The sequence below is a fragment of the Ramlibacter sp. genome (assembly GCF_029866045.1).
In the GTDB taxonomy this organism is placed as follows: Bacteria; Pseudomonadota; Gammaproteobacteria; order Burkholderiales; family Burkholderiaceae_C; genus Ramlibacter.
Genome location: NZ_JARXAB010000143.1, coordinates 1 through 19,343, shown reverse-complemented (window position 1 = coordinate 19,343; position 19,343 = coordinate 1). Strand labels below are relative to the sequence as shown.

The 19,343-nt window shown below is 62.7% G+C and carries 15 protein-coding genes, 2 tRNA genes and 1 pseudogene; 11 read left to right on the top strand and 7 right to left on the bottom strand.

The genetic code is table 11. From position 1 onward, the window contains the following. The 4 genes from QE494_RS14785 to QE494_RS14770 form a co-directional block, all read left to right on the top strand. Positions 1-2,956 (top strand): Ig-like domain-containing protein (locus QE494_RS14785; protein WP_300044384.1); only part of this gene is annotated, 2,956 nt, incomplete at its 5' end. 53 nt (positions 2,957-3,009) lie between these two features. Then, entirely contained in the window at positions 3,010-5,235 is a 2,226-nt protein-coding gene (locus QE494_RS14780) for a type I secretion system permease/ATPase (protein ID WP_300044383.1), read from the top strand. Continuing rightward, the gene (locus QE494_RS14775) at positions 5,232-6,578 is read left to right on the top strand and encodes an HlyD family type I secretion periplasmic adaptor subunit (RefSeq protein ID WP_300044382.1); all 1,347 of its coding nucleotides are present in this window, start codon (positions 5,232-5,234) and stop codon (positions 6,576-6,578) included. Before QE494_RS14780 ends, QE494_RS14775 begins: the two co-directional genes overlap by 4 nt. Next, complete coding sequence (locus QE494_RS14770; RefSeq protein WP_300044381.1) at positions 6,579-8,027, top strand: TolC family protein; 1,449 nt, start codon at positions 6,579-6,581, stop codon at positions 8,025-8,027. Here the strand turns inward: QE494_RS14770 and QE494_RS14765 are convergent. Continuing rightward, complete coding sequence (locus QE494_RS14765; protein ID WP_300044380.1) at positions 7,988-8,920, bottom strand: serine protease; 933 nt, start codon at positions 8,918-8,920, stop codon at positions 7,988-7,990. The genes QE494_RS14770 and QE494_RS14765 overlap by 40 nt on opposite strands. After that, positions 8,917-10,122: a tetratricopeptide repeat protein gene (locus QE494_RS14760; RefSeq protein WP_300044379.1), complete on the bottom strand. Its 1,206-nt coding sequence runs from the start codon at positions 10,120-10,122 to the stop codon at positions 8,917-8,919. The genes QE494_RS14765 and QE494_RS14760 overlap by 4 nt, the downstream gene beginning before the upstream one ends. A gap of 62 nt (positions 10,123-10,184) precedes the next feature. On the opposite strand from QE494_RS14760, the gene QE494_RS14755 reads away from it, so the two are divergent. From QE494_RS14755 to QE494_RS14745, 3 genes are read left to right on the top strand one after another with little or no spacing between them, the layout of a single operon-like run. Further along, entirely contained in the window at positions 10,185-10,982 is a 798-nt protein-coding gene (locus QE494_RS14755) for a hypothetical protein (protein WP_300044378.1), read from the top strand. After that, positions 10,979-11,719: a hypothetical protein gene (locus QE494_RS14750; protein WP_300044377.1), complete on the top strand. Its 741-nt coding sequence runs from the start codon at positions 10,979-10,981 to the stop codon at positions 11,717-11,719. The genes QE494_RS14755 and QE494_RS14750 overlap by 4 nt, the downstream gene beginning before the upstream one ends. Positions 11,720-11,731: 12 nt before the next feature. Next, on the top strand, positions 11,732-12,571 hold the full coding sequence (locus tag QE494_RS14745; RefSeq protein ID WP_300044376.1) for a glycosyltransferase family 25 protein: 840 nt from the start codon (positions 11,732-11,734) through the stop codon (positions 12,569-12,571). 56 nt (positions 12,572-12,627) lie between these two features. On the opposite strand, the gene QE494_RS14740 is transcribed toward QE494_RS14745, so the two are convergent. From QE494_RS14740 to QE494_RS14730, 3 genes are read right to left on the bottom strand one after another with little or no spacing between them, the layout of a single operon-like run. Beyond that, positions 12,628-13,524 carry a Stf0 family sulfotransferase gene (locus QE494_RS14740; RefSeq protein WP_300044375.1) on the bottom strand — a complete coding sequence of 299 codons (897 nt, stop codon included), beginning with the start codon at positions 13,522-13,524 and terminating at the stop codon, positions 12,628-12,630. A gap of 36 nt (positions 13,525-13,560) precedes the next feature. Then, positions 13,561-15,009, bottom strand: coding sequence for a glycosyltransferase family A protein (locus tag QE494_RS14735; protein ID WP_300044374.1), 1,449 nt, complete (start codon positions 15,007-15,009; stop codon positions 13,561-13,563). 29 nt (positions 15,010-15,038) lie between these two features. Next, positions 15,039-15,755, bottom strand: a complete 717-nt coding sequence (locus QE494_RS14730) for a hypothetical protein (protein ID WP_300044372.1) — start codon at positions 15,753-15,755, stop codon at positions 15,039-15,041. A 457-nt stretch (positions 15,756-16,212) separates the two neighbouring features. On the opposite strand from QE494_RS14730, the gene QE494_RS14725 reads away from it, so the two are divergent. From QE494_RS14725 to QE494_RS14715, 3 genes are read left to right on the top strand one after another with little or no spacing between them, the layout of a single operon-like run. Continuing rightward, the gene (locus QE494_RS14725; RefSeq protein WP_300044370.1) at positions 16,213-16,659 is read left to right on the top strand and encodes a nucleotidyltransferase family protein; all 447 of its coding nucleotides are present in this window, start codon (positions 16,213-16,215) and stop codon (positions 16,657-16,659) included. A gap of 52 nt (positions 16,660-16,711) precedes the next feature. Beyond that, on the top strand, positions 16,712-17,041 hold the full coding sequence (locus QE494_RS14720) for a helix-turn-helix domain-containing protein (RefSeq protein WP_300044369.1): 330 nt from the start codon (positions 16,712-16,714) through the stop codon (positions 17,039-17,041). 11 nt (positions 17,042-17,052) lie between these two features. After that, on the top strand, positions 17,053-18,327 hold the full coding sequence (locus QE494_RS14715; RefSeq protein WP_300044368.1) for a type II toxin-antitoxin system HipA family toxin: 1,275 nt from the start codon (positions 17,053-17,055) through the stop codon (positions 18,325-18,327). Positions 18,328-18,461: 134 nt separating this feature from the next. On the opposite strand, the gene QE494_RS14710 is transcribed toward QE494_RS14715, so the two are convergent. Both QE494_RS14710 and QE494_RS14705 read right to left on the bottom strand, forming a co-directional pair. Beyond that, positions 18,462-18,546, bottom strand: a tRNA-Leu gene (locus QE494_RS14710). 100 nt (positions 18,547-18,646) lie between these two features. Continuing rightward, positions 18,647-18,731 (bottom strand) — tRNA-Leu (locus QE494_RS14705). Between the two features lie 18 nt (positions 18,732-18,749). Here QE494_RS14705 and QE494_RS14700 point away from each other — a divergent pair. Beyond that, positions 18,750-19,343, top strand: a pseudogene (locus QE494_RS14700) (ribonuclease R); the annotation flags it as partial.

The window sequence follows — 19,343 nt, the reverse complement described above, 5'->3', positions numbered from 1 at the left end:
CGGCCGCAGCTTGGACAATCTGTCCAATCTGGCCGCTGTCACCCTGGACATCGGCGCGCTGGAAGCCGGCAGCATCCGCAGCTACACGCTCGACGGCGGCTCGCCCACGGCCTTCACTGGCGCGACGATCAGCCTGAGCGGCCTGACCCATGGCAACCACACCGTGACCGTCAACCAGACGGACGCGGCAGGCAACGTGTCTGTCACCGGCAGCTACACCTTCGCGGTGGACCTGCAAAACCCGGTTGCACCGACGGCCACCCTGACCAGCGTCTCTGACACCGGCACCCGCGGTGACAACCTGAGCAACCAGTCCACGGTGACCATCGACCTGACGGCCGCCACACTGGAAGGCAGCCGCCTGGGCGTCGAGTACAAGCTGGGCACCGGCAACTGGACCAAGGTCTCGCCGTCTGATGCGCAGAGCTTCACGCTTAGCGGTCTCACCGCGGGCACCCACCAGGTGGCCATGCGCCAGACCGACGCTGCGGGCAACGTCTCCAGCGAAGGCACCTACGCCTTCAATGTGGACCAGACCGCACCGACCCTGGCGCCGCCTGTCAGCAGCAGCATCGCGCTGCTGGCCGACGGCAAGACCCTGGTGGTTCGCTTCTCCGAGGCGATGGATGTCACGCCTGAGACGCTGCAGGCTCTGGTGGACAGCAACCGGATGTACCTCACCGCCGGCGACCTGGGCTACAACGTGGCGGTCACGGGCATCAGCTTCGACGCGGGCCGCTCCGTCGCCACCCTGACGCTGAAGGACCAACTGGCCGGTGAAGTGAAGGCAGCCCGCCTGTTCTACACCGACCCCTCTGGCGACAACACCGACGACGTCCTGCAAGACGCTGCGGGCAACGACCTGGCCTCGCTGTCCTTCAGCGGCATCCAGGGCCGTGCAGTCGGCACCATGGGCTCCACGGTGCTGACCGGCGACATCGCCACCGGCGCCGACTACGGCATCGAGGTGCGTGTGTTCAACGACGGCAAGGTGGGCGGCATTGGCACCGACACCCTGACTTACCGCGGCACCGGCGATGAATTCCTCACCGGCGGCGCGGGCAGCGACGACACGGTGATCGTGGATCAGGGCGGCAGCTCGAATGACTGGTACGTCACGGTCTTCGGTAAGGACTCGACGCTGTTGCCGGACTATGTCCGCGCCGACGGCGGCCAGGCGGTCTTCGCCTTCACCAATGCGGACAACACCCGCAATACGGTGTACGCACAGGCCGAGAACATCAACGTGGGCGAGACGGGCTTGACCGTGACCGAAGCTGGCGTGCTGTCCATCGACGGCGCTGCAGGCCAGACGGTCCGGGTAAGCGAGATGGCCTTCGGCTCCGAGTCCTCCATGCAAATCGGCAGCGGCCTGGGTGCAGACACCATCATCGACCGCGGCGACGACAACTCCCGCGTTGACACGGTGGTGTACAGCCAACAGGTGCTGGGCGACGCGCTGGACACCCGCGACGAGCTGCTCGGCGAGATCGAGAACCTGATCACCCCGACCGCCAGCAATATGCTGGAGGTGAAGATCGGCAACACGGTCGACAGCTTGCAAGGTGTGGAGCGCCTGCGCTTCGACGTCGCCGGTGGCTCGGTGGACGTGGCCATGATCGGCACCGGCAGCGGCTCCGACGGCTACGACTCGCTCACCAGCGCCGCCAGCGACAAGGCCGCCACCGACGTGGTGTACCTGGTCGACCGCAGCCTGATGGCGATGGATCGCTCCAGCGTGGCCCTGCGCGTCGAAAGCGTGGTGACCACCGACCTGGAAGGCCACCTGCAGGTCACCTGGGCTGGTGCAACCGCCTCCTTCGTGGGCACCTCCAAGGTGGTGTTCGCTACCGCCCAAGGCCCGCTGACGGTCTGGGTGGTGGGTGCTGAGGGCTACAACCTGCGTAACGAAGACGGCAGCATCAACGCCCAGGCTTCCCTCGATGCGGTGGTGGGCCAGGCCCAGGCGGGTGACGTGATCTACATCGCGCCGGACCTGCTGACGGCTCCCTTGACCTACACGGTCAATACAGACGGCTTGGTGTTCTTGGCCAACGCGCTGACCGCCAGCGACGCGACCAACCAGCTGACCCTGAACATGGGCTACTCGGAAGGCGAGACGCCTGAGACCAGTGTGCTGGTGCAAGACCTGTTCTTGCTCGGTAACGCCAACATCACGGTGAACGGTAACCAACTGGCCAACGTGATCGGCGGCAACCGCGGCGACAACAAGCTGTACGGCTTTGGCGGCGCGGACCTGATCGACGCCGGTGGCGGCTCTGACCAGGTGTACGGCGGCGCCGGCAACGACGTTCTGATTGCCCAGACTGGAGCAGGCACGACCCTGCCCCTCAGTGCCACTCTGCTGCACGGCGGCTCGGGTGATGACCTGCTGATTGCAGCCACCACCGAGGGCTCGCGTATAGACATGACGGGCGGTGCAGGTGCCGACACCTTCAAGGCTGCGGCCCTGTCGGCGGACAACGGTGCGCTCAAGCTCAACGTGATCGTCAAGGACCTCAACTCCCAGGGCGGCGACGACCTGGACTTCACGCAGATCATGAAGGGCGCCAACGCAGCGACGGCCAACGACCTGGCTTACTCCACGCCTAACGGTGTCGCCACCTACACCTTCGCCAATGGCGCAGGCTTCAAGTCGACGGCCACCGACATCGGCACCGACGGTGCACTGACCGACAGCACCGTGGCCCTCACCGGCACGGTGAAGGTCGAGATGAGCACCACCGCCAACGTGAGGGCGGCGGTTCTGGTCAACGGCGAGACGGGTCAGGACGTGGCCGATGGCCGCGACGTGGGCTCCACCGCTGCAGCCGACATTTACCTCCAGGGCAGCGTCGCCGCCGCTCTGGACCCGGCGGCGAACAGCAACCAGGGCTCGATCGCCAGCGAACTGGCTTACCTGGTTCCGCTGTTCGAGCACAACCCGCTGGGCTAAACTGAGCCAGCTGCTTTCCCCTAGGGGAGGGCGGCTGGTGAAGTTGGAGTGTCATGAACGCTTTTGATCGCGGTTTCGCACCGCAAACCGCCGCACCGCAGACCGCTGCGGCGGCCCCGTCTCTCGAGGTCGAGCCCGAGGACGCGCCGGATTTCTACCTGCCTTGTTTGCTGGCGGTACTTGCGCACCTAGACCAGGCGGTGTCCGAGTCGGCCCTGCGCGCGCGCATGGCCAACCCGGAGGGTGGCTTCGATTGGGATCTGACGCTGGACACCTTGCAGGGCAGGGGACTTCAGCTCGAGCCCGAGCAGGCCGATGCGGCGGCACTGGCAGAGACGGTGGAGCCGGTGCTGCTGCGCCTCAAGGGCGGTGGCTGCGCGGTCGTGCTGCCTTCACCCGACGGCGACGAGCCGCAGGTGCTCTGGCCGGGCCGCTCGGCCGAGCTTCAGGCTTGGCCGCTGGACGCGCTAGCCCAGGCCTGCGACGGCCAGGTGATGCGGGTGATGCCGGCCCTGCGCCCGCCCAAGGCCGAGGAGCACCTGCCGCGTGGCCGTATGGGCCACTGGTTCTGGGGGCCACTGATGTCAGCCCGCAGCATTTACTGGAAGGTGGCGATTGCCGCCTTGCTGACCAACGTGTTCGCGGTGGCTACGTCGATTTTTTCGATGATCGTCTACGACCGCGTGCTGCCGAACAACGCCACCGACACACTGATGGCGCTGCTGGTGGGCGTTGCGCTGATCTTGGGCAGCGATTTCATCATCCGCACCGTGCGCGGCTACTTTCTGGACGTGGCCGGGGCGCGAGCCGACGCGATGATTGCCGACAGCCTGTTCGAGCAGGTGCTCGACATGGACCTGGCCGCCCGCAAGGGCTCGGTGGGCTCAACGGCCAATATCTTGAAAGAGTACGAGAGCCTGCGCGAGTTCTTGACCTCGGCCACCATGACCACGCTGATCGACATTCCGTTCGCGCTGGTGTTCGTCGTGGTCATCGCTCTGGTGGGGGGGCCCTTGGTCCTGGTGGTGGTGGCGCTGATCCCGCTCGTCATCCTCGCCAGTCTGGCGGTGCAACCCCAGCTGCGTCGCCTGGTGCAGACCAGCTTTGAAGATGGACAGAACAAGCACTCGATCCTCATCGAAACCCTCACTGGCCTCGAGACGGTGAAGGCGGTGGGCGCCGGCGCCCAGATGCGCCAGCGCTGGCAAAAGGCGATTGCCCACCAGGCCCAGATCGGCTTGCAAACCCGCCTGCTGTCGCAGCTCGCGGGTAACGTGGCGAACTTTGCCTCGCAAGCGACCTCGATCGCGGTGGTGACCTATGGCGTTTACCTGGCGCGTGACGGCAGTATTGGCACCGGTGCCATCGTCGCCTGCTCGATGCTCGCGGGTAAGGTCATTGCGCCCTTGGCCCAGCTTGCGCAATTGCTCACACGGATGAACCAGTCTCTGGCCAGCTACAAGGCACTCAAAGAGCTGATGGAGCAGCCGCGGGAGCACCCACCGGGGGTGAGCTACGTCCATCAAGGCGCTGTGCGCGGCGAGATCGAGCTGCGCAATGTGAGTTTTCGTTACCCGGGCCAGCAGGCCGGTGGGCTGGAGGGCATCTCGTTTCGTATTGCCGCAGGCGAGAAGGTGGGCATCATTGGCCGGGTGGGCTCAGGCAAGACGACGCTGTCCAAGCTGGTGCAGGGCCTGCGCACCCCCACCGAAGGTGCGGTGCTGGTCGACGGGCTGGACCTGCGGCAGTTTGACAAGGCCGACCTGCGCAATCACTTGGGCACGGTGCTTCAGGACATCTGGATGGTGTCTGGCACGGTGCGCCACAACATCGCCCTGGGCGCGCTGCGGCCGGACCCGCAGGACATTCTTTGGGCTGCCCAGGTGGCCGGGGTGCACGACTTCATTGCCACCCACCCGGACGGCTACAACATGCGCCTCGCCGAGCGCGGAGAGGGGCTCTCTGGCGGCCAGCGCCAGGCGATTGCCATCGCCCGTGCGTTGGTGAGCCGGCCCTCCATCATCGTCATGGACGAGCCCACCAGTTCGATGGACTCGAACTCGGAGCGCCAGCTGATCGATCGCATGAAAACGGAGCTCAAGGACAGCACCCTGCTGGTCATTACCCACAAGGCCAATCTGCTCGAGATGGTCGACCGGGTGATCGTGATTGACCAGGGCAAGGTGGTGGCCGACGGCCCGAAGGAAATCGTGCTCAATCCGGCAGCCGCCGCCCGGCCCGCGCAGCCGCAGCAGGCGGCCCCCGGAGGTCCGGCATGATGAACCCGCTCGCTTGGCTGCGGCGCCTTTACGGCGGCGACATCAAGACCAGCCTCACGGTCGCAGGCACCGGCACCCTGGGGCAGGTCAATCGGGTGTCGTCTTGGATGCTGTGGATGATTGTCGGGGTGATGTTGAGCCTGGTCCTCTGGGCCTACTTCACCGAGGTGGAGACCGTGGCGCGCAGCCAGGGCAAGGTGATTCCTTCGGCCAAGCTGCAGGTGGTGCAAAACTACGAGGGCGGGGTGGTCTCGGCCATTCATGTTCGATCGGGGCAGGAGGTGAAGCAGGGCGACCTGCTTATCTCCCTCAACGAAATGCAGTTTGACGGCGACCTGCAGTCACGCCGCCAGCAAATGGCCTCGCTGGGCGCACGCCTGGCCCGGCTGACTGCCGAGAGCACCGGGAGTGCCCCGGCCTTCTCGCCCGCGCTGCAAAAGGACGCGCGCGAGTTTGTTGACCTAGAGCAGGTGGCCTACCTGAGCCGAAGCAACCAGATGCGCTCGCAACTGGAGATGCTTCAGGCGCAGATCGACCAGAAGTCGCAGGAGCTGGCCGAGATGCGCATTGCCTTGGTGACTGCCACCAAGACAATGGAACTCAGTCGGGAAGAGCGAGTCATCATGGCCATGCTGGTCGAAAAAGGCTTGGAGCCCAAGCTCGAGCTGGTGCGCCTGGATAGAACCCTGGCCGACGCCCAGGGCCGGCAGGACACCGCGCGCGCTGCGATTCAGCGTCTGCAGGCAGCCATCGAAGAAGCGCGTGCGCGCAAGGACAGCACCCAGGGTCAGTTCCGTGCAGAGGCCCGGGTGGATGCCAACAAGACGCTGAGCGAACTGCGCTCGCTTCAGGAAACCATGCCCGCCCTGGCGGACAAGAAGGTTCGCGCCGAGGTCCGCTCGCCGGTAGCGGGCGTCGTCAACCGGGTGCTGGTGTCCACCGTGGGGGGTGTAGCCAAGCCAGGCGAGCCCCTGGTGGAGGTGGTGCCAGCCGACGATCAACTGGTGCTCGAGGCCCAGTTGCTGCCCAGCGACATTGGCTTCGTCAAGACAGGGCAGACCGCCCGCATCAAGCTGTCGGCGTATGACTACTCAATCTTCGGCGCCATGGAAGGCCGCGTGACCCAGGTGGGTGCCGATGCGGTGACCAATGAGCGCGGCGAGAGCTTCTTCATCGCCCGTATTGAGACCCGTGCGCCTAACTTCGAGGTGCGGGGCAAGCAGCTGCCGGTGATGGCGGGCATGCAGGCGCAGATCGACATCGTGACGGGCAAGCGCACCATCTGGGACTACCTGGCCAAGCCGCTGGTGGCGGTGCGTGAGAACGCATTCAAGGAGCGTTGAGTGAACAGCACACAGCGATTGGGCTTTTTGTCCCCGGTGGCGGCTGGCGCCCTGGCCCTGCTGCTCTGCGCCGGCGCCGCCGCGCAGGAGCGCGCGCTACTGACTGCCCTGCCACCCGAGGTGAACTCGCTGGTGATGCGTCTGGGGGAGCCACAAATCAGCTTCATGGCGCCCCTGGTGACCCGCACGCCCCAGGCCTGGAAGCCCGAGCAGCTGCAGGCCTTTCGCGAGCGCCTGGCCAAGGCGGTGCTGGCGCACCCGGAGGTGCTGGCGGTGTCAGCAGCCCGCGGCGCGGCACAGTTTGGCATTCGCGAGGCGCAGGCTGCGCGATTGCCGCAGGTCTCTAGCCAGCTTGACAACGGGCACAAGTACAGCTCGGCCAACAGCCTTCTAGGCACGCCCGAGCGGGACTACCGCACCGCGGGCCTTTCAGTGACGGTGCGCCAACTGCTGTATGACTTTGGCGCCACGCCACGCAACATTGACGCAATGTCGGCCAAGGAGCGGCAGGCCTTCTTCCGCCAGATGCAGGTGCGCGACGAGGTGGCCCTGCGCGCGGTGCAGGCCTACCACGACCTGGTGCGCGCGCGCACCCAGCTCGAGCTGGCCCGCCGCAACGAAGAGGCCCGCACCTCCATCGTTGACCTGGTGCGCCAGCGCTCCGACATTGGGGGCGGGACGCAAAGCGATGTGGTGCGGGCGCAGTCGCGCCTGGCCGACGCCACCGCCACCACCGCCTCGGCCATGCAGCGCCTGGGAGTGGCCCGCGCGGCGTACCGCGAGCTGTTCTCCACCGACTCTGACCTGCCCGCAGACGCGCCGGTGTTCGACATTCCGCTGGACTCTGGCATTGCCTCGCAGCAACCGCAGATCGTGGAAGACACCTGGAAGGTGCGCCAGGCGCTGGCCGGACGTGCCGCCGTTGAAGCAGAAATGGCCGCAGTGCGCGGACGATCGCTCCCCAGCATCAACCTCGAGCTGAGCGCCACCCGGCGTGACCTGGTGGGCCCAGCCAACCCGGGAACCGACCGCAGCGTGATGCTGGTGGCCAAGCAGTCGCTCTATGCCGGCGGCGCCGACAGTGCCCGCATTGACGCGGCCAGCCAGAAGCTGCTGCAAAGCAGTGAGGAACTGGAGTCCGCCCGCCGCGAGTCGGCCCGGGTGCTAGACCAAGTGCTGCTGGAAGCCGAGTCGCAAGAGCGCCTGATGGAGAGCCGGGCCAACACCGCGCGGCTGGCGGCCGAGTCTCTGAAGATGGTGCGCGAGCAATACGCCTACCGCCGGGGCACGCTGCTAGACCTGCTGACCGCGCAAGAGTCGCTGTACGCGGCGGGGCGCGAATTGATCGACAGCCAGCTCGACCAAGCCATGAGCCGCTACCGCGTGCTCAATGCGGCGTCGCGCTTGTCTCAGTTTGTGGGCACCGAGGGCAGGGCCCCCACGCCCTGAGCCGGCGTGCCGGCCACCGGGCCTGCACCTGGGCCTGCACCTGGGCCTGTGGTGGGCGCAGGGCCGCGGGCGCTGACCGAGACCACCGAGAGCGAGACTTTTTCAAACAGTTGGTAGGGCCGCAGCACTGTGGCCAGCTGCAAGGGCCGCACGGTGGCGCGTGCCGGGCTGTCTTGCAAAAAGCGGATCAGGGTCGACGAGCGCTGCGCGTAACTGACATTGACCATCCAGTCGTTGGTTTGCTGCGCGATGCGCTGCACGTCAAGCTTGCGCTGCACCATGCCCACCACCGCCCCGTCGGGCGCGAACACCGGCCCGCCTGAATTGCCCATGGACACCTCGGCGCTGATTTGCAGCATGCCGGTGTCTAGCTCTTGCTGCGAGGCGCGCTGCACGCCATTGACATAGCCCTGGGTGATCTTGCGCGTCATGCCCTGAAACCGCGGCTGGGGAAAGCCAATGACGCTTATTTCAAGGCCAATGGGCACCTCATTGGACGGCGCCAGGGCCAGGGCAGGGGCCTCGAGCGGCGCCTTGAGCAGGGCCAGGTCGTTGGCGCGGTCCACCTTGACCAGCGTGGCGTTCACCCACCGCCCGGCGGCATTGGGCCCCACCTGCCATTGGCCGCGGTCTTGCAGCACATGCCAGGCGGTGAGGATGTAGCCCTGGTCGATAACGAAGCCGGTGCCAAATTGGATGCGGTTGGCGTCGGGCGTGCTGGCGGCCGGGGCCGGGGGCGCAGCGGAAGGCGGAGCGGACGCTGAGGACGCAGGTGCGGGTGCAGCGGGGGGCTGCAGTGTGGCAGCCCCGATCGGCACCTGGGCCCCCGCCGGTGTGCCGGTGGCTGCCACGGCGATGGCGAGCAGTGCCAGCAGGGCGGACCGCTCGTTCATCCCGCGTTCCCTGGCTGCAGGCTGGGTAGTTTGGCGATCCAAGGCGCCAGCCGCTGCGCCTGCTGCACCCGCGCCACCGCATGCACGTCTTGCCCCACATGCAGGTTGCCGCCTGGCGCTGGCTGTGGCCAGGGCGTGGCACCCGGCGGCGTGAACAGACGGTCGTGCACCAGCACGCTCTGGCGCAGGCAGGGCCAGAGAATGTCCCGCAAAAACCATTGGTCGACGTTGGGCGTTTCCATGTGGGCCGGCTTGTAGGCGGCCAGCAGCGGAGTGATAGGCGGCAACACCCCGGCCACGCCGCCCCACATGCCGGCCAGCACCAGGTCAGTGTGGGTCCACCAGTCACGCATCACATGAAAGAGGGCAGTCGAGGCCAGCCAGGCGTCGACCGCGGCGCGCTCGCGGTCATTGACCACCGAGTCAACGTCACGCACTAAAAAGCGCCCCACGCCCGCCTCATTAGCCACCAGAAAGCGCCAGGCGAGCTTCTGGCGCTGGCCTTGGCCGGCGGGCTGAAGGCGTACCTGGGCACCCAGTTCGGTGAGCGCGCGGCGCAGGTCTGCCGGCACGCTTTCGTCGACGAAGAACACCGCCTGCCAACCGGGGTAGACCTTCGGCATGGCCACCGCGTTGTCTAGCGCGCCGAGCAGGTAGCGCGGGTTGGCGCCCCACAGGCTGAAGGCCACCACGCGTTGGCCTTGCTCGGTCTGCTTCAGCACGCCGGCAATGTCGGCGGGGGCTTGCCAGGCGGGCGCCTGCGGCCGGGGCTGCCGGTCTTTCAGCACCAGTGCCTGCGTACCGGCCTGGGCCGCCTCTGCGTTGCGGCCCACCGCATGGCAGCAGGAAGCCAGGCTGTCCCACACCACCACAGACTCTGGGTTCATGGTGCGCAGTTTCTCCAGGTGACCAATGGCCTGGGCATGCTTGCCCGAGCGAGAAAGGCACACCGCCAGATTCAGCAGCAGTTCGAAGTCGTCGGGATAAAAAGGGCAGGTGGCCTCTAGAAACCCCGCGGCCGCGGCGGGGTTGCCCATGAGGAAGGCGTAGTACGAAAGTTGCTTCACCAACGGCGCAGGCTTTTTGGGCCCGTGACGGTTGATGTCCCCCAGCAGTGTCTGGATGGCGGAGTTGCGCTCGCCCTGGCCCCAGAGGGCGTGGGCGGGAGCGTTCCATCCGGCGGGCGCAGTGTGGGAGTTCATGAGGTGCAGGGTCCCCGCGGACTATAGTCGAGCAGTCGATTTTCAATTTGAATAGGTGAGAGATGACCGCGCCGCCTGCGACCCAGACCATCAGGGGAAGCCTGGCCCCGCTGCCAAAGAAGGCGGTCGCGGCCAAGGTGAATATCGCCACCCCGAGCTACGGCTCCCAGTACGCTGGGGCCTATGTACGGTCCTTGTACAAGCTCCTTTCCCACCCGGGCTTGCGGGAGTTGCAGTTTTCTTTCTCGGATATCGATTACGCGGACATCGTGGTGGCTCGCAACTACCTGATCTCCAATTTCTATTTCAACAAGCCCGACTGCACGCACATTCTGTTCTGGGACGACGACATGGGATTCGAGCCGGCCTTGGTCGAAGCCATGCTGGCGCAGGACAAGGACGTGGTGGGTGTGGTGTCGCCCAAGCGGGCCATCGACCTGGGGCGTCTGCATGGACAGCATGACCAGGCGTTTACTGCAGCCTACGCCCGCGCCTGCGACTTCATCGGCACCTTCTCGCCGGTGAGCGTGGGCGGTCAACCCTTTGTGCGGATGGAGCAGTGCGGGGCCGGCGTATTGCTGATTTCGCGCCGTTGCCTCGATGTGATGGTGAGCAAGTTGCCGGAGATCGCCGACACCAAGCGCTTCAAGCGGCTGGGCTTTGGAGACCGCTTCAAAACTTTCATCACACCTTTCAACAAGGTGGAACTCGAGGACCGGGAGCTCTCGGAAGACTTCTCTTTTTGCCACCGCTGGGTGAAGCAATGCCAGGGCGAGATCTACGCCAGCGTGGCCCACCCGATCGAGCATGTCGGACAGGTTACCGTGAAGTCCCGTTACGCCGACCGGGGTGGCCTATGAAAATCCTCATCGCCTCTCCCACCTACGACGGCTCGGTGCGGGTTGAGTACATGAAGTCGATCATGGCCACCACCGACTACCTGAGCAAGTCTGGTATCGAGTGGGAGTTGATCATCGAACCATCAACCCTGCTGCACGTGATGCGCAGCGTGATGGCCAGCAAGGCCATGATGGACGGGGGCTACACCCACCTGCTGTTCGTGGACACAGACATGGGCTTTCCGGTGTCGGCCGTGCGCAAGCTGATCGATGCGGACAAAGAGGTGATTGGCTGCGCCTACCCCTACCGAACTATTCCTTTGCACGAGGAAATTCCCTCCGGGCCCAAAACATTCCGGACCGCCATCTCCGAGGTGGTGCCCTACGCGGTTCGCCTGCGGGCCGGCCAGCAAAAGCTGAATGTGAAGGGCGGCATCTGCGAGGTGGGAAGTATCGGAACGGGTCTTCTTTTGATCAGCGTAGTTGCATTGAAAAAAATGGTGGCTGCCGGTGCCGCCAAAGCTTACGGCTGCCACTTCCCCTACAGCCAGTGGCACAAGCACCCGACGTATCACGGCTTCTTTGAGCACCTGGTGGTAGACGGCCAGTACCTCGGCGAGGACTACTCTTTTTGCAAGCGCTGGGTGGATGACTGCCGGGGGCAGATCTATGCGGTGATCGACCAGGAAATTTTTCATGTCGGACCCTTGCCGGTCGTTGGGCGCTACGTGGACCGACTTAAGGCAGGGACGGTGTAGGGGCGGGCGGGCATGGACGCGTTCTATATCAACCTGGAGGCTGCGACCCTGCGGCGACAAGCCATTGAGTCCTCGTTCCGCCTAGCGGCGCGGCCGGGTTGGGCTCTCCATCGATTTCCCGCGACCGCAATCGCGGCCCCCGCTTATGCAGGCCCTCGTTTGCGCCATGTCGGGTCAGGGCGGCGTCTCTCAATGGCTGAAGAGGGCTGCTACCTGAGCCATCGTTCGGTCATCGAGCGCCAGGCTCGGTTAGGCGCTCCCTTCATGGTCCTGGAGGACGATGTTGTATTTGCGTCGCCGTCGGTCAGCCTGATCGACGGCTTTATGAAGTCAGGGCAGGCCCATGATTGGGACTTGATTTTCACGGACGTGATCTTCCCCGATGCCAATGGCATGCTGAACCTGTTCCGTCTGAGGCAATCACTGCGCCCAGGCGAAGTTCGTGTGCTGGACCTGGCTGCTCGCGGTTTTGCAGGGACCTCCGCGTACATCGTGATGCCCAAAGCCGCAGCCATGCTGGCCGAGCAGCTCAACGCCCCGGCCCTGGAGAGCGTTCCTTTTGACATGGCTGTTCGCCGCCTGATCTATGACAAGGTGCTGCGAGCCTGCGTGCTTTTTCCTTTCCCGACTTCGGTGGGAGAAACAGCACAGGCTTCCCAGATTCAGGACACTGCCGCTTCGACCGCCGACCTCCTTTGGAACACCTTCCGTCAGATGGTGTGGATTGGCGCAGACCGTGCGGCCGTCGAAGGCGTTTTGCGGCAGATTGATGAGCGCCATGTGGATGCGCCTGCCCGTGACCTGGGGATTGTTTTGTCTGCCATGGCGTCCCGTTCCTATGTCCCGAAGTGATGGCCACGATGGCTTTTTGCTTTTGTGCCCACAATAGAACTCAAACCTCGACGCCGTTAAGTGGTTGTGCTTGGCTCTAGTGCGTCCACCGTTTTCGCAATTTCGACCTGATGTGGCTTGAGCTGTGCATCAGTAGCTTCCTGCCCTATCAAGCGCAAGAACTGGGAAACCATTGGGTCTTTGTCCTGCGACTGCCGCATGATTCTTGGCTCGGGGGCCGTGGTTTGGGGAGGCAAGCCCACCCAATCAAAGAGCCTTTTCAGTTGCGCGGGCCTGTTGGCAATGACGTCTTCATAGACGACCTCCAGCTGCTTGCATTTCGCCTTGGCGAACAGCGCTCGCCATGAAGCCTCCTGAGCCAGAACGTCCGCCAGCGTCTTGGTAATTGCAGCCTCATCGAAGCGGGGCTGAACAGAAAGGCGTGGGTCACCAGCATCGAGGAATCGTCTGTCTTCAGATGTCCACAGTTGGGTTTGATTCGCCCTATGAAATGACACTGCCTGAGCAACCTTATTGCGCCGAGTGACGAAGATGACCGCTTGAAAGCGCCCCAAGAATTCCAGCTGATCTGCTTGAGACCCGGCCCAGACGCCGGCGAGCTGGCTGTAGTGCGTCTTGATGCCAAAGATGCCGCTCGGGGATGTACGTCTGGCTTCCAGGTCGCGGAAGTAGCGGGCAAGGTCCAGGGTGTCGCCAAAGGACGGGTGCGCTCTCAGCCAGGCTGCCATGAGGTTGGGGTTCAGGTACTCCAGTGGGTCGCCGGCTTGCCCTGTTGCATGGAGCGCATCCGACAAAAGGTTTGAGCCGGAGCGAGGCGTTGAGCACAGCAGGTAGCGCCGCTGTGCAGGGCTGTCGATGGAAGGAAAATCTCGCTCCTCGGAAATCAAGTAGCTCTGCTTTTTCGTGTTGCCTAGGTTGAGGCTTTTGAACTGAATCTTTTTTGTGCCTGGCATACGGTGTACGGTCGTGAAGCGTTTTGTGGTTGGGGATCAGGCGGGCCTGCTCTGAGACGGCGGGCTCTTTGAAACAAGCGCAACCCTCTTCGCGCCGTCTCCTTTGAAGATCTTGACGTTCAGGTCCCCGAGCACGTGGGCCCATTGCGAGATGGCTTGTTTCTCACTGTCTCGCTCTGCGTTGTCAATAAATATCTTGAAGTCTGGTGACAGCAGGGGGCCAAGTCCCGCGGCCAAGCCAGACACGGTGTCGTCATTGGCGCCAGAGGCCCTGTCGTACACCACCGTTGAAATTTTTTCTTTGAAGTTGGAGGGCAGGCGGAAGTCGTACCAACTTTTGCCTGGGTCGGTCTTGACGGGCGCGAGAACAATTTGCAGAGTTTGCAGGCCCAGGAAACGCCGCAAAAACTCCATGTCCCGGAGCCATATCCGGTTGGGCTCGAGCGCAATGATGCGCTTGGCGCCGGTGGCCGCCAGCGCTAGCGCGCCCAACCCCGAGCCGCAGAACAAGACGGGGTTGCCGCTGCGCAGCGCTGCCTCGCTGATTTGTGCGAGATTGCCCACGCTCAGATTGCACGTGTTGCCCCAGGCGCGATGCAGGGTGTTCAACAAATCTTTTGGCGGAGTTGAGTGGTTTGCCCCCATGTGCGCCCTCAGGCGGTTGAAGACACCCATGAAATCGCTGGGGTACTTCGCGGGGTAGTTAGCGAAATCGCTCACCTTGGCGGCCCGTGCTGCAGGCTGCTCGACTATCACTTTTTTGGCGTCAAGGTTCAAAAATCCATGCCAGGCCGGGGACTGGGTTTCGCGCACAGGCCCAATTACTTTTTGACGGTTGATGCAATAACTTGAATTGATATTGTTGATGGCTCCCCAGTCCATTTTTGAGCCCGCTGGCACTTTGTCGGAAACTGTGTTTAAAACAGGTTTTTTATCGACGGCCGAAATTCGCACGGTACGCAAGCCTATTTGCAGGCCTCTTAATAATAAATCATAGTCTTGGGCGGCAATTGGCAATAAGCCCTCGTCGTAGCCGCCCATTTGATTGAAGTTTTTTCTTGTCAGCGCAATTCGCCCGTAGGTTCCGTCCGTCAGATCACCGCTGAAGTTTTGAACGATGGAGTTGGGCTCTTTTGCAAAAACCTTGACAATGCGGTCGAGATCAGCCTCGGTAACAAAGTTGTCTCCGTCACAATTCAAAAGAATATCGCCTGACCCAAGGTGATGAGCCAGGTTTTTTGATTTAGATGCGTGAAACCTGGTTGGGGTGGGGGTTCGAAAGTAAACCAGCCGCTTCGCCCGGATGTCTTCTGTAAATTCAGAGCGAACCCACTCATCTAGCCCGTCTGTCGAGCCGAAGTCAACCAAAATCAGTTCATGGTTGACGCAGGCCATGACGTTGTGCCGGAGCGTCTGCTTGACCTGCCAGGTTCGGTTCATGGCATGCATGCAAACCGACACTTTGAGCGGTTTGCTGCTTTTCATCGCCTGGGTGGGCTGGCTGTTCGGCATGTTCAGGCGGCGGCAGCCAAGTCCAGGTCGGAGTAAAACTTTTGAACGGCCGGTGCACACCACTCCATCACCATCTGACTTTCGTCTTGGGTGAGGCGGTTCTTCCACTCGCCATTCATGTTTTGCAGTTTTTGCCTTATCTGGTAATTGCGCAGCGCCAGATGCGCAGCCTCGCCCTTGCCGTCGGTTTTTTCGATGCGTGTGGCGCCTTGGCCCTTGAAGTAAAGTCGGCTGTCTTCCTGGCGCTTTAAATCACCCGCCTCAAGGTCAACGCCATAACGCTGGGTAAGGTCGGCCAATATATTTTTTGAACTGTCGACCAAATCTTCATACCTGATGACCTTCACCTTCGGGTGCTTGGCGTAACGTTGCCAGGCCACGTTGTCATTGATATACCTGCTGATCGATTGTTCTACAGTGAACCCTCTTTTCTTGAGCGACGCCACTACGTCAAGAGGGTTTCGCAGCAAAATGAGTGCTTCACTTTCAGTGTTGGCGCATATTTTTTCTAAATAATGAACATGGCGAGGAGTTTTTTCGACAAATAGTGTTTTGCCACTCACCTGCTTTTTGACCGAATCCATGAATTTCTCAACGGATAGCTTGCTCAAAGCAAAGGTTTCATCTCTTGTAACCGCCACATTTGAAGAATTGGCAAAAATTCCCAGCATCAGGCTGGTGCCGGAATGACCGCAACCGCAAATAAATAAAAATCGCATGAGTTGTTGCCTGCTTGGAAGTGTGTGGCGGACTTTTGTCGCCCCTTCGCCCCTTCGCCCCTTCGCCCCGAACGCTGAGGTTGAGCTTGATTGTATTTCCGTGGCTCAGTAGATGAGGCGCCGGCTATGGCTAGGGTGGGGCCCTGGCGGCCCGCGAGCTACTGCTCAGCGCCCGCGTCCAGACGCAGGCCTGTCAAGTCGTCATGCGGGGTGGGTGCGCTGTCGCCGGCTTCTTGGACACCGGGCTTCACTTTTTGTACAGCTCCCGGTGAGCTAGATACGTCCGCCCTGTCCAGACACTTCAATTCAAAAAAGCGGTCATTTTCGACCGCTAACCAGGCCAAGAGGGTTGATATGACCAACTTTTAGACTCCGTTTCCTCCGAGGTCACGCGGACAACCCGCGACCTGGGCATGCACGTGCGCACCGCGCGAAAGCGCCCCGCACATTAGAGCTCATGGTCCGCGACGGAGTCCCGATCGGCGTTGCCGAAGTGAGCCATTCGAACCGCCTGCAGGCCCCGGCACGCTACACATTGCTCGGCATTCATCCCGCGATTGCCCAGCACCTACCCGCGCTCGCGTCGATCTGCGAACGCTACAAAGTTCGCCGGCTGGAGGTGTTCGGCTCGGCCGCGCGGGCAACCGACTTTCGTGCCGATAGCGATGCTGATTTTTTGATTGAGTTCGCCCCCGAAGCGGCGGCCGATCTGCACCGTTTCTTCGGGTCAAGGAAGAGGTTGAAAAACTTCTCGGCCGCAGCGTCGATCTGGTTGAGACGGGTTCGGTTCGCAACCCGTACGTGCTGGCCGAGATCAATCGCGACCGCCAGCGCATCATTTGACCGCCTAATCGGAATAGCCGGTCAAATAAGATTGTTTTCCCGGTATTTGGGGGTAGGCTGATACACTCATCGACGGCGTTATTTGACCGCTTAAATCCACCAAGAGTGTCAATATGACCGATTTTTTGACTCCGCTTCCCTTCGAGGTCACGCAGACAGCCCGTGAACTGGGCATGCACGTGCGCACCGCGCGCAAGCGCCGCCGCATGCTCCAGGGCGAACTTGCCCGCAAGGCCGGGTTGGGCGAGAAAACGATTCGCCGCCTGGAAAAAGGCGACGACGGCGTTTCGCTGGGCAATGTGCTGAGCGTGCTGTGGGTGCTCGGCTTGCTGCCGACGGCCAAGGCACTGGCGAATCCGGACACAGACGAGCACGGCAAGACGCTGGAACTGGCTCGCCTGCCCGTGCGCATGCGCAACACCTCCCCTGACAACGATTTCTGAAGGGGGTCGCAATGCCCGCCCAAGACCAGACCTGCTACGCCTTCATCCAGTTGCCCGGCACCTTCGAGTGGACGGTTTGCGGGGTTTTGACCGTGAGCGAAGTGGGGGCCACCGCCTACCGGGGCGTCTTCCAGTACGGCCGGTCCTACTTGGCGCGCCAGAATGCCCCCTCGCTGGACCCGTACAACCTCCCCTTGAGCGATCGGCCTCAGGCGTTCACCAAACTCAAGGGCATTCCGGGCGCGCTGCGTGACGCGAGCCCTGACGCCTGGGGCCGGCGGGTCATCCAGGCCAAGCTGGGCCTGCCAGAAGCGGATCTTTCCGAGGTCGACTACCTGCTCAATGGCCCCGACGACGGCGCTGGCAATCTGCGCTTTGGCAAGCTCTCCAATCCGCCAACCAAGGCACGCCCCTTCAACCGCACCCATCAATTGCAAGCGCTGACCGATGCGGCACAAGCGCTGGAGGAAAGCGGCAAGCTGCCGCACGAAATCCTGGAGCAGTTGGAACCCGGCACCAGCATGGGCGGCGCGCGGCCCAAGGTCACCGTGGAAGACAGCCATCGCATCTGGCTGGCTAAATTGCCAGAGAAAAACGACAAGCTCAACATGCAGCGCATCGAGTACGCAACGCTGGAGCTTGCGCGTTTTGCGGGCCTGAATGTATGCCGCACCCGAATCGAAAAGGTGGGCAGTCGAGAGGCCTTGATGCTCGAGCGCTTCGACCGGCAATGGAACCCGGACATCCAGGCCTACGCTCGTTTTGGGCTGGTCTCTGGATTGACCGTCCTTGACGCTGAGGACGGGTACCTCGGGCGCGATCGCTGGTCGTACCTGCTATTGGCAGATGAGCTGCGCCGCTGGTCTTCTCGCCCAGATCAAGACCGACTGGAGCTCTTTCGCCGCATGGTCTTCAATGCCATGGTCACTAACAACGACGATCACCCGCGCAACCACGCATTGCTGCAAGTGGACGGGCGCTGGCAGCTGTCTCCAGCTTATGACATCGTGCCCGTGCCAGCGACCTCCAAAGAGCGTCGTGACCTGGCCCTCCAAGTGGGCGCCTTTGGTCGCGTGGCCAGCCTCTACAACCTGCTATCGCAGTCCAGAGTGTTCGGACTTTCCGAGGAGGGCGCTCGCACTGAGATTGATCGGATGCGCGAGAAGGTCTCGATCTGGCGCGCTGTCTTCAAAGAACAGGGCGTCTCTGGCGCCGATATCGAGGCAATTGCACCTGCGATGCTCCCGGAGAGCTTTGAGCGCACAGGGCCACCTGACCCAGTGTGAGGGGCCGTGTTGATTGGCCCAGCCAGCTGGCTTGAAACCCGGTGTGGTTCAGCGTGACCTGCGGGCGAGCGCTGCCCCGAGCGCGATAACGCCACAAAAAAGCCGACCCTTCGGTCGGCTTTTCATCAAACTCTTGGTGCCCAGAAGAGGACTCGAACCTCCACGCCGTTAAGCGCTAGTACCTGAAACTAGTGCGTCTACCAATTCCGCCATCTGGGCTTGAGATGGTCTTGCCTTGCGTATGCTGTGTGTTTGTTAGGCGCTTGAGAAAATTTCCTGGGGTTGCTGACCGGTGTGTGACCGGCTTGACCCTTATGATTGGTGCCCAGGAGAGGACTCGAACCTCCACGCCGTTAAGCGCTAGTACCTGAAACTAGTGCGTCTACCAATTCCGCCACCTGGGCATTTCAGGAAAAAAAGCATTGTATAGCAAGAACACAGGGCCTTCGACGCAAGGTCTGCTGGATGAAGTCGAAGGCGTCATTCAGGGCCACCGAGACGGCCACGGCTACGTTGTCCGTGACGACGGCGAGGCCGACATTTACCTGCCGCCCAACGAGATGCGGGCTGTCTTGCACAAAGACAAGGTCAAGGCCCGCGTGGTGCGGCAAGACCGGCGCGGTCGCCCCGAGGGCCGCGTGGTCGAGATCATCGAGCGCCCGGCGCTCCCCATCATTGGCCGGCTGCTGCACGAGAGCGGCGTGTGGCTGGTGGCGCCTGAAGACAAGCGCTACGGCCAAGACGTGCTCATTCCCAAGGGCCTCACCGGCACGGCCAAACCCGGCCAGGTGGTGGTGGTTGAATTGACCGAGCCGCCCAGCCTCTATGGCCAGCCGGTCGGGCGGGTGAAAGAGGTGCTCGGCGAAATTGACGACCCGGGCATGGAGATCGAAATCGCGGTGCGCAAATACGGTGTGCCGCATGCGTTCACAGAAGAATGCCTCGCGCTGGCGCGCACCTTGCCAGACAAGGTGCAGCCCAAAGACAAGAAGCACCGGGTCGACCTGACCGACGTG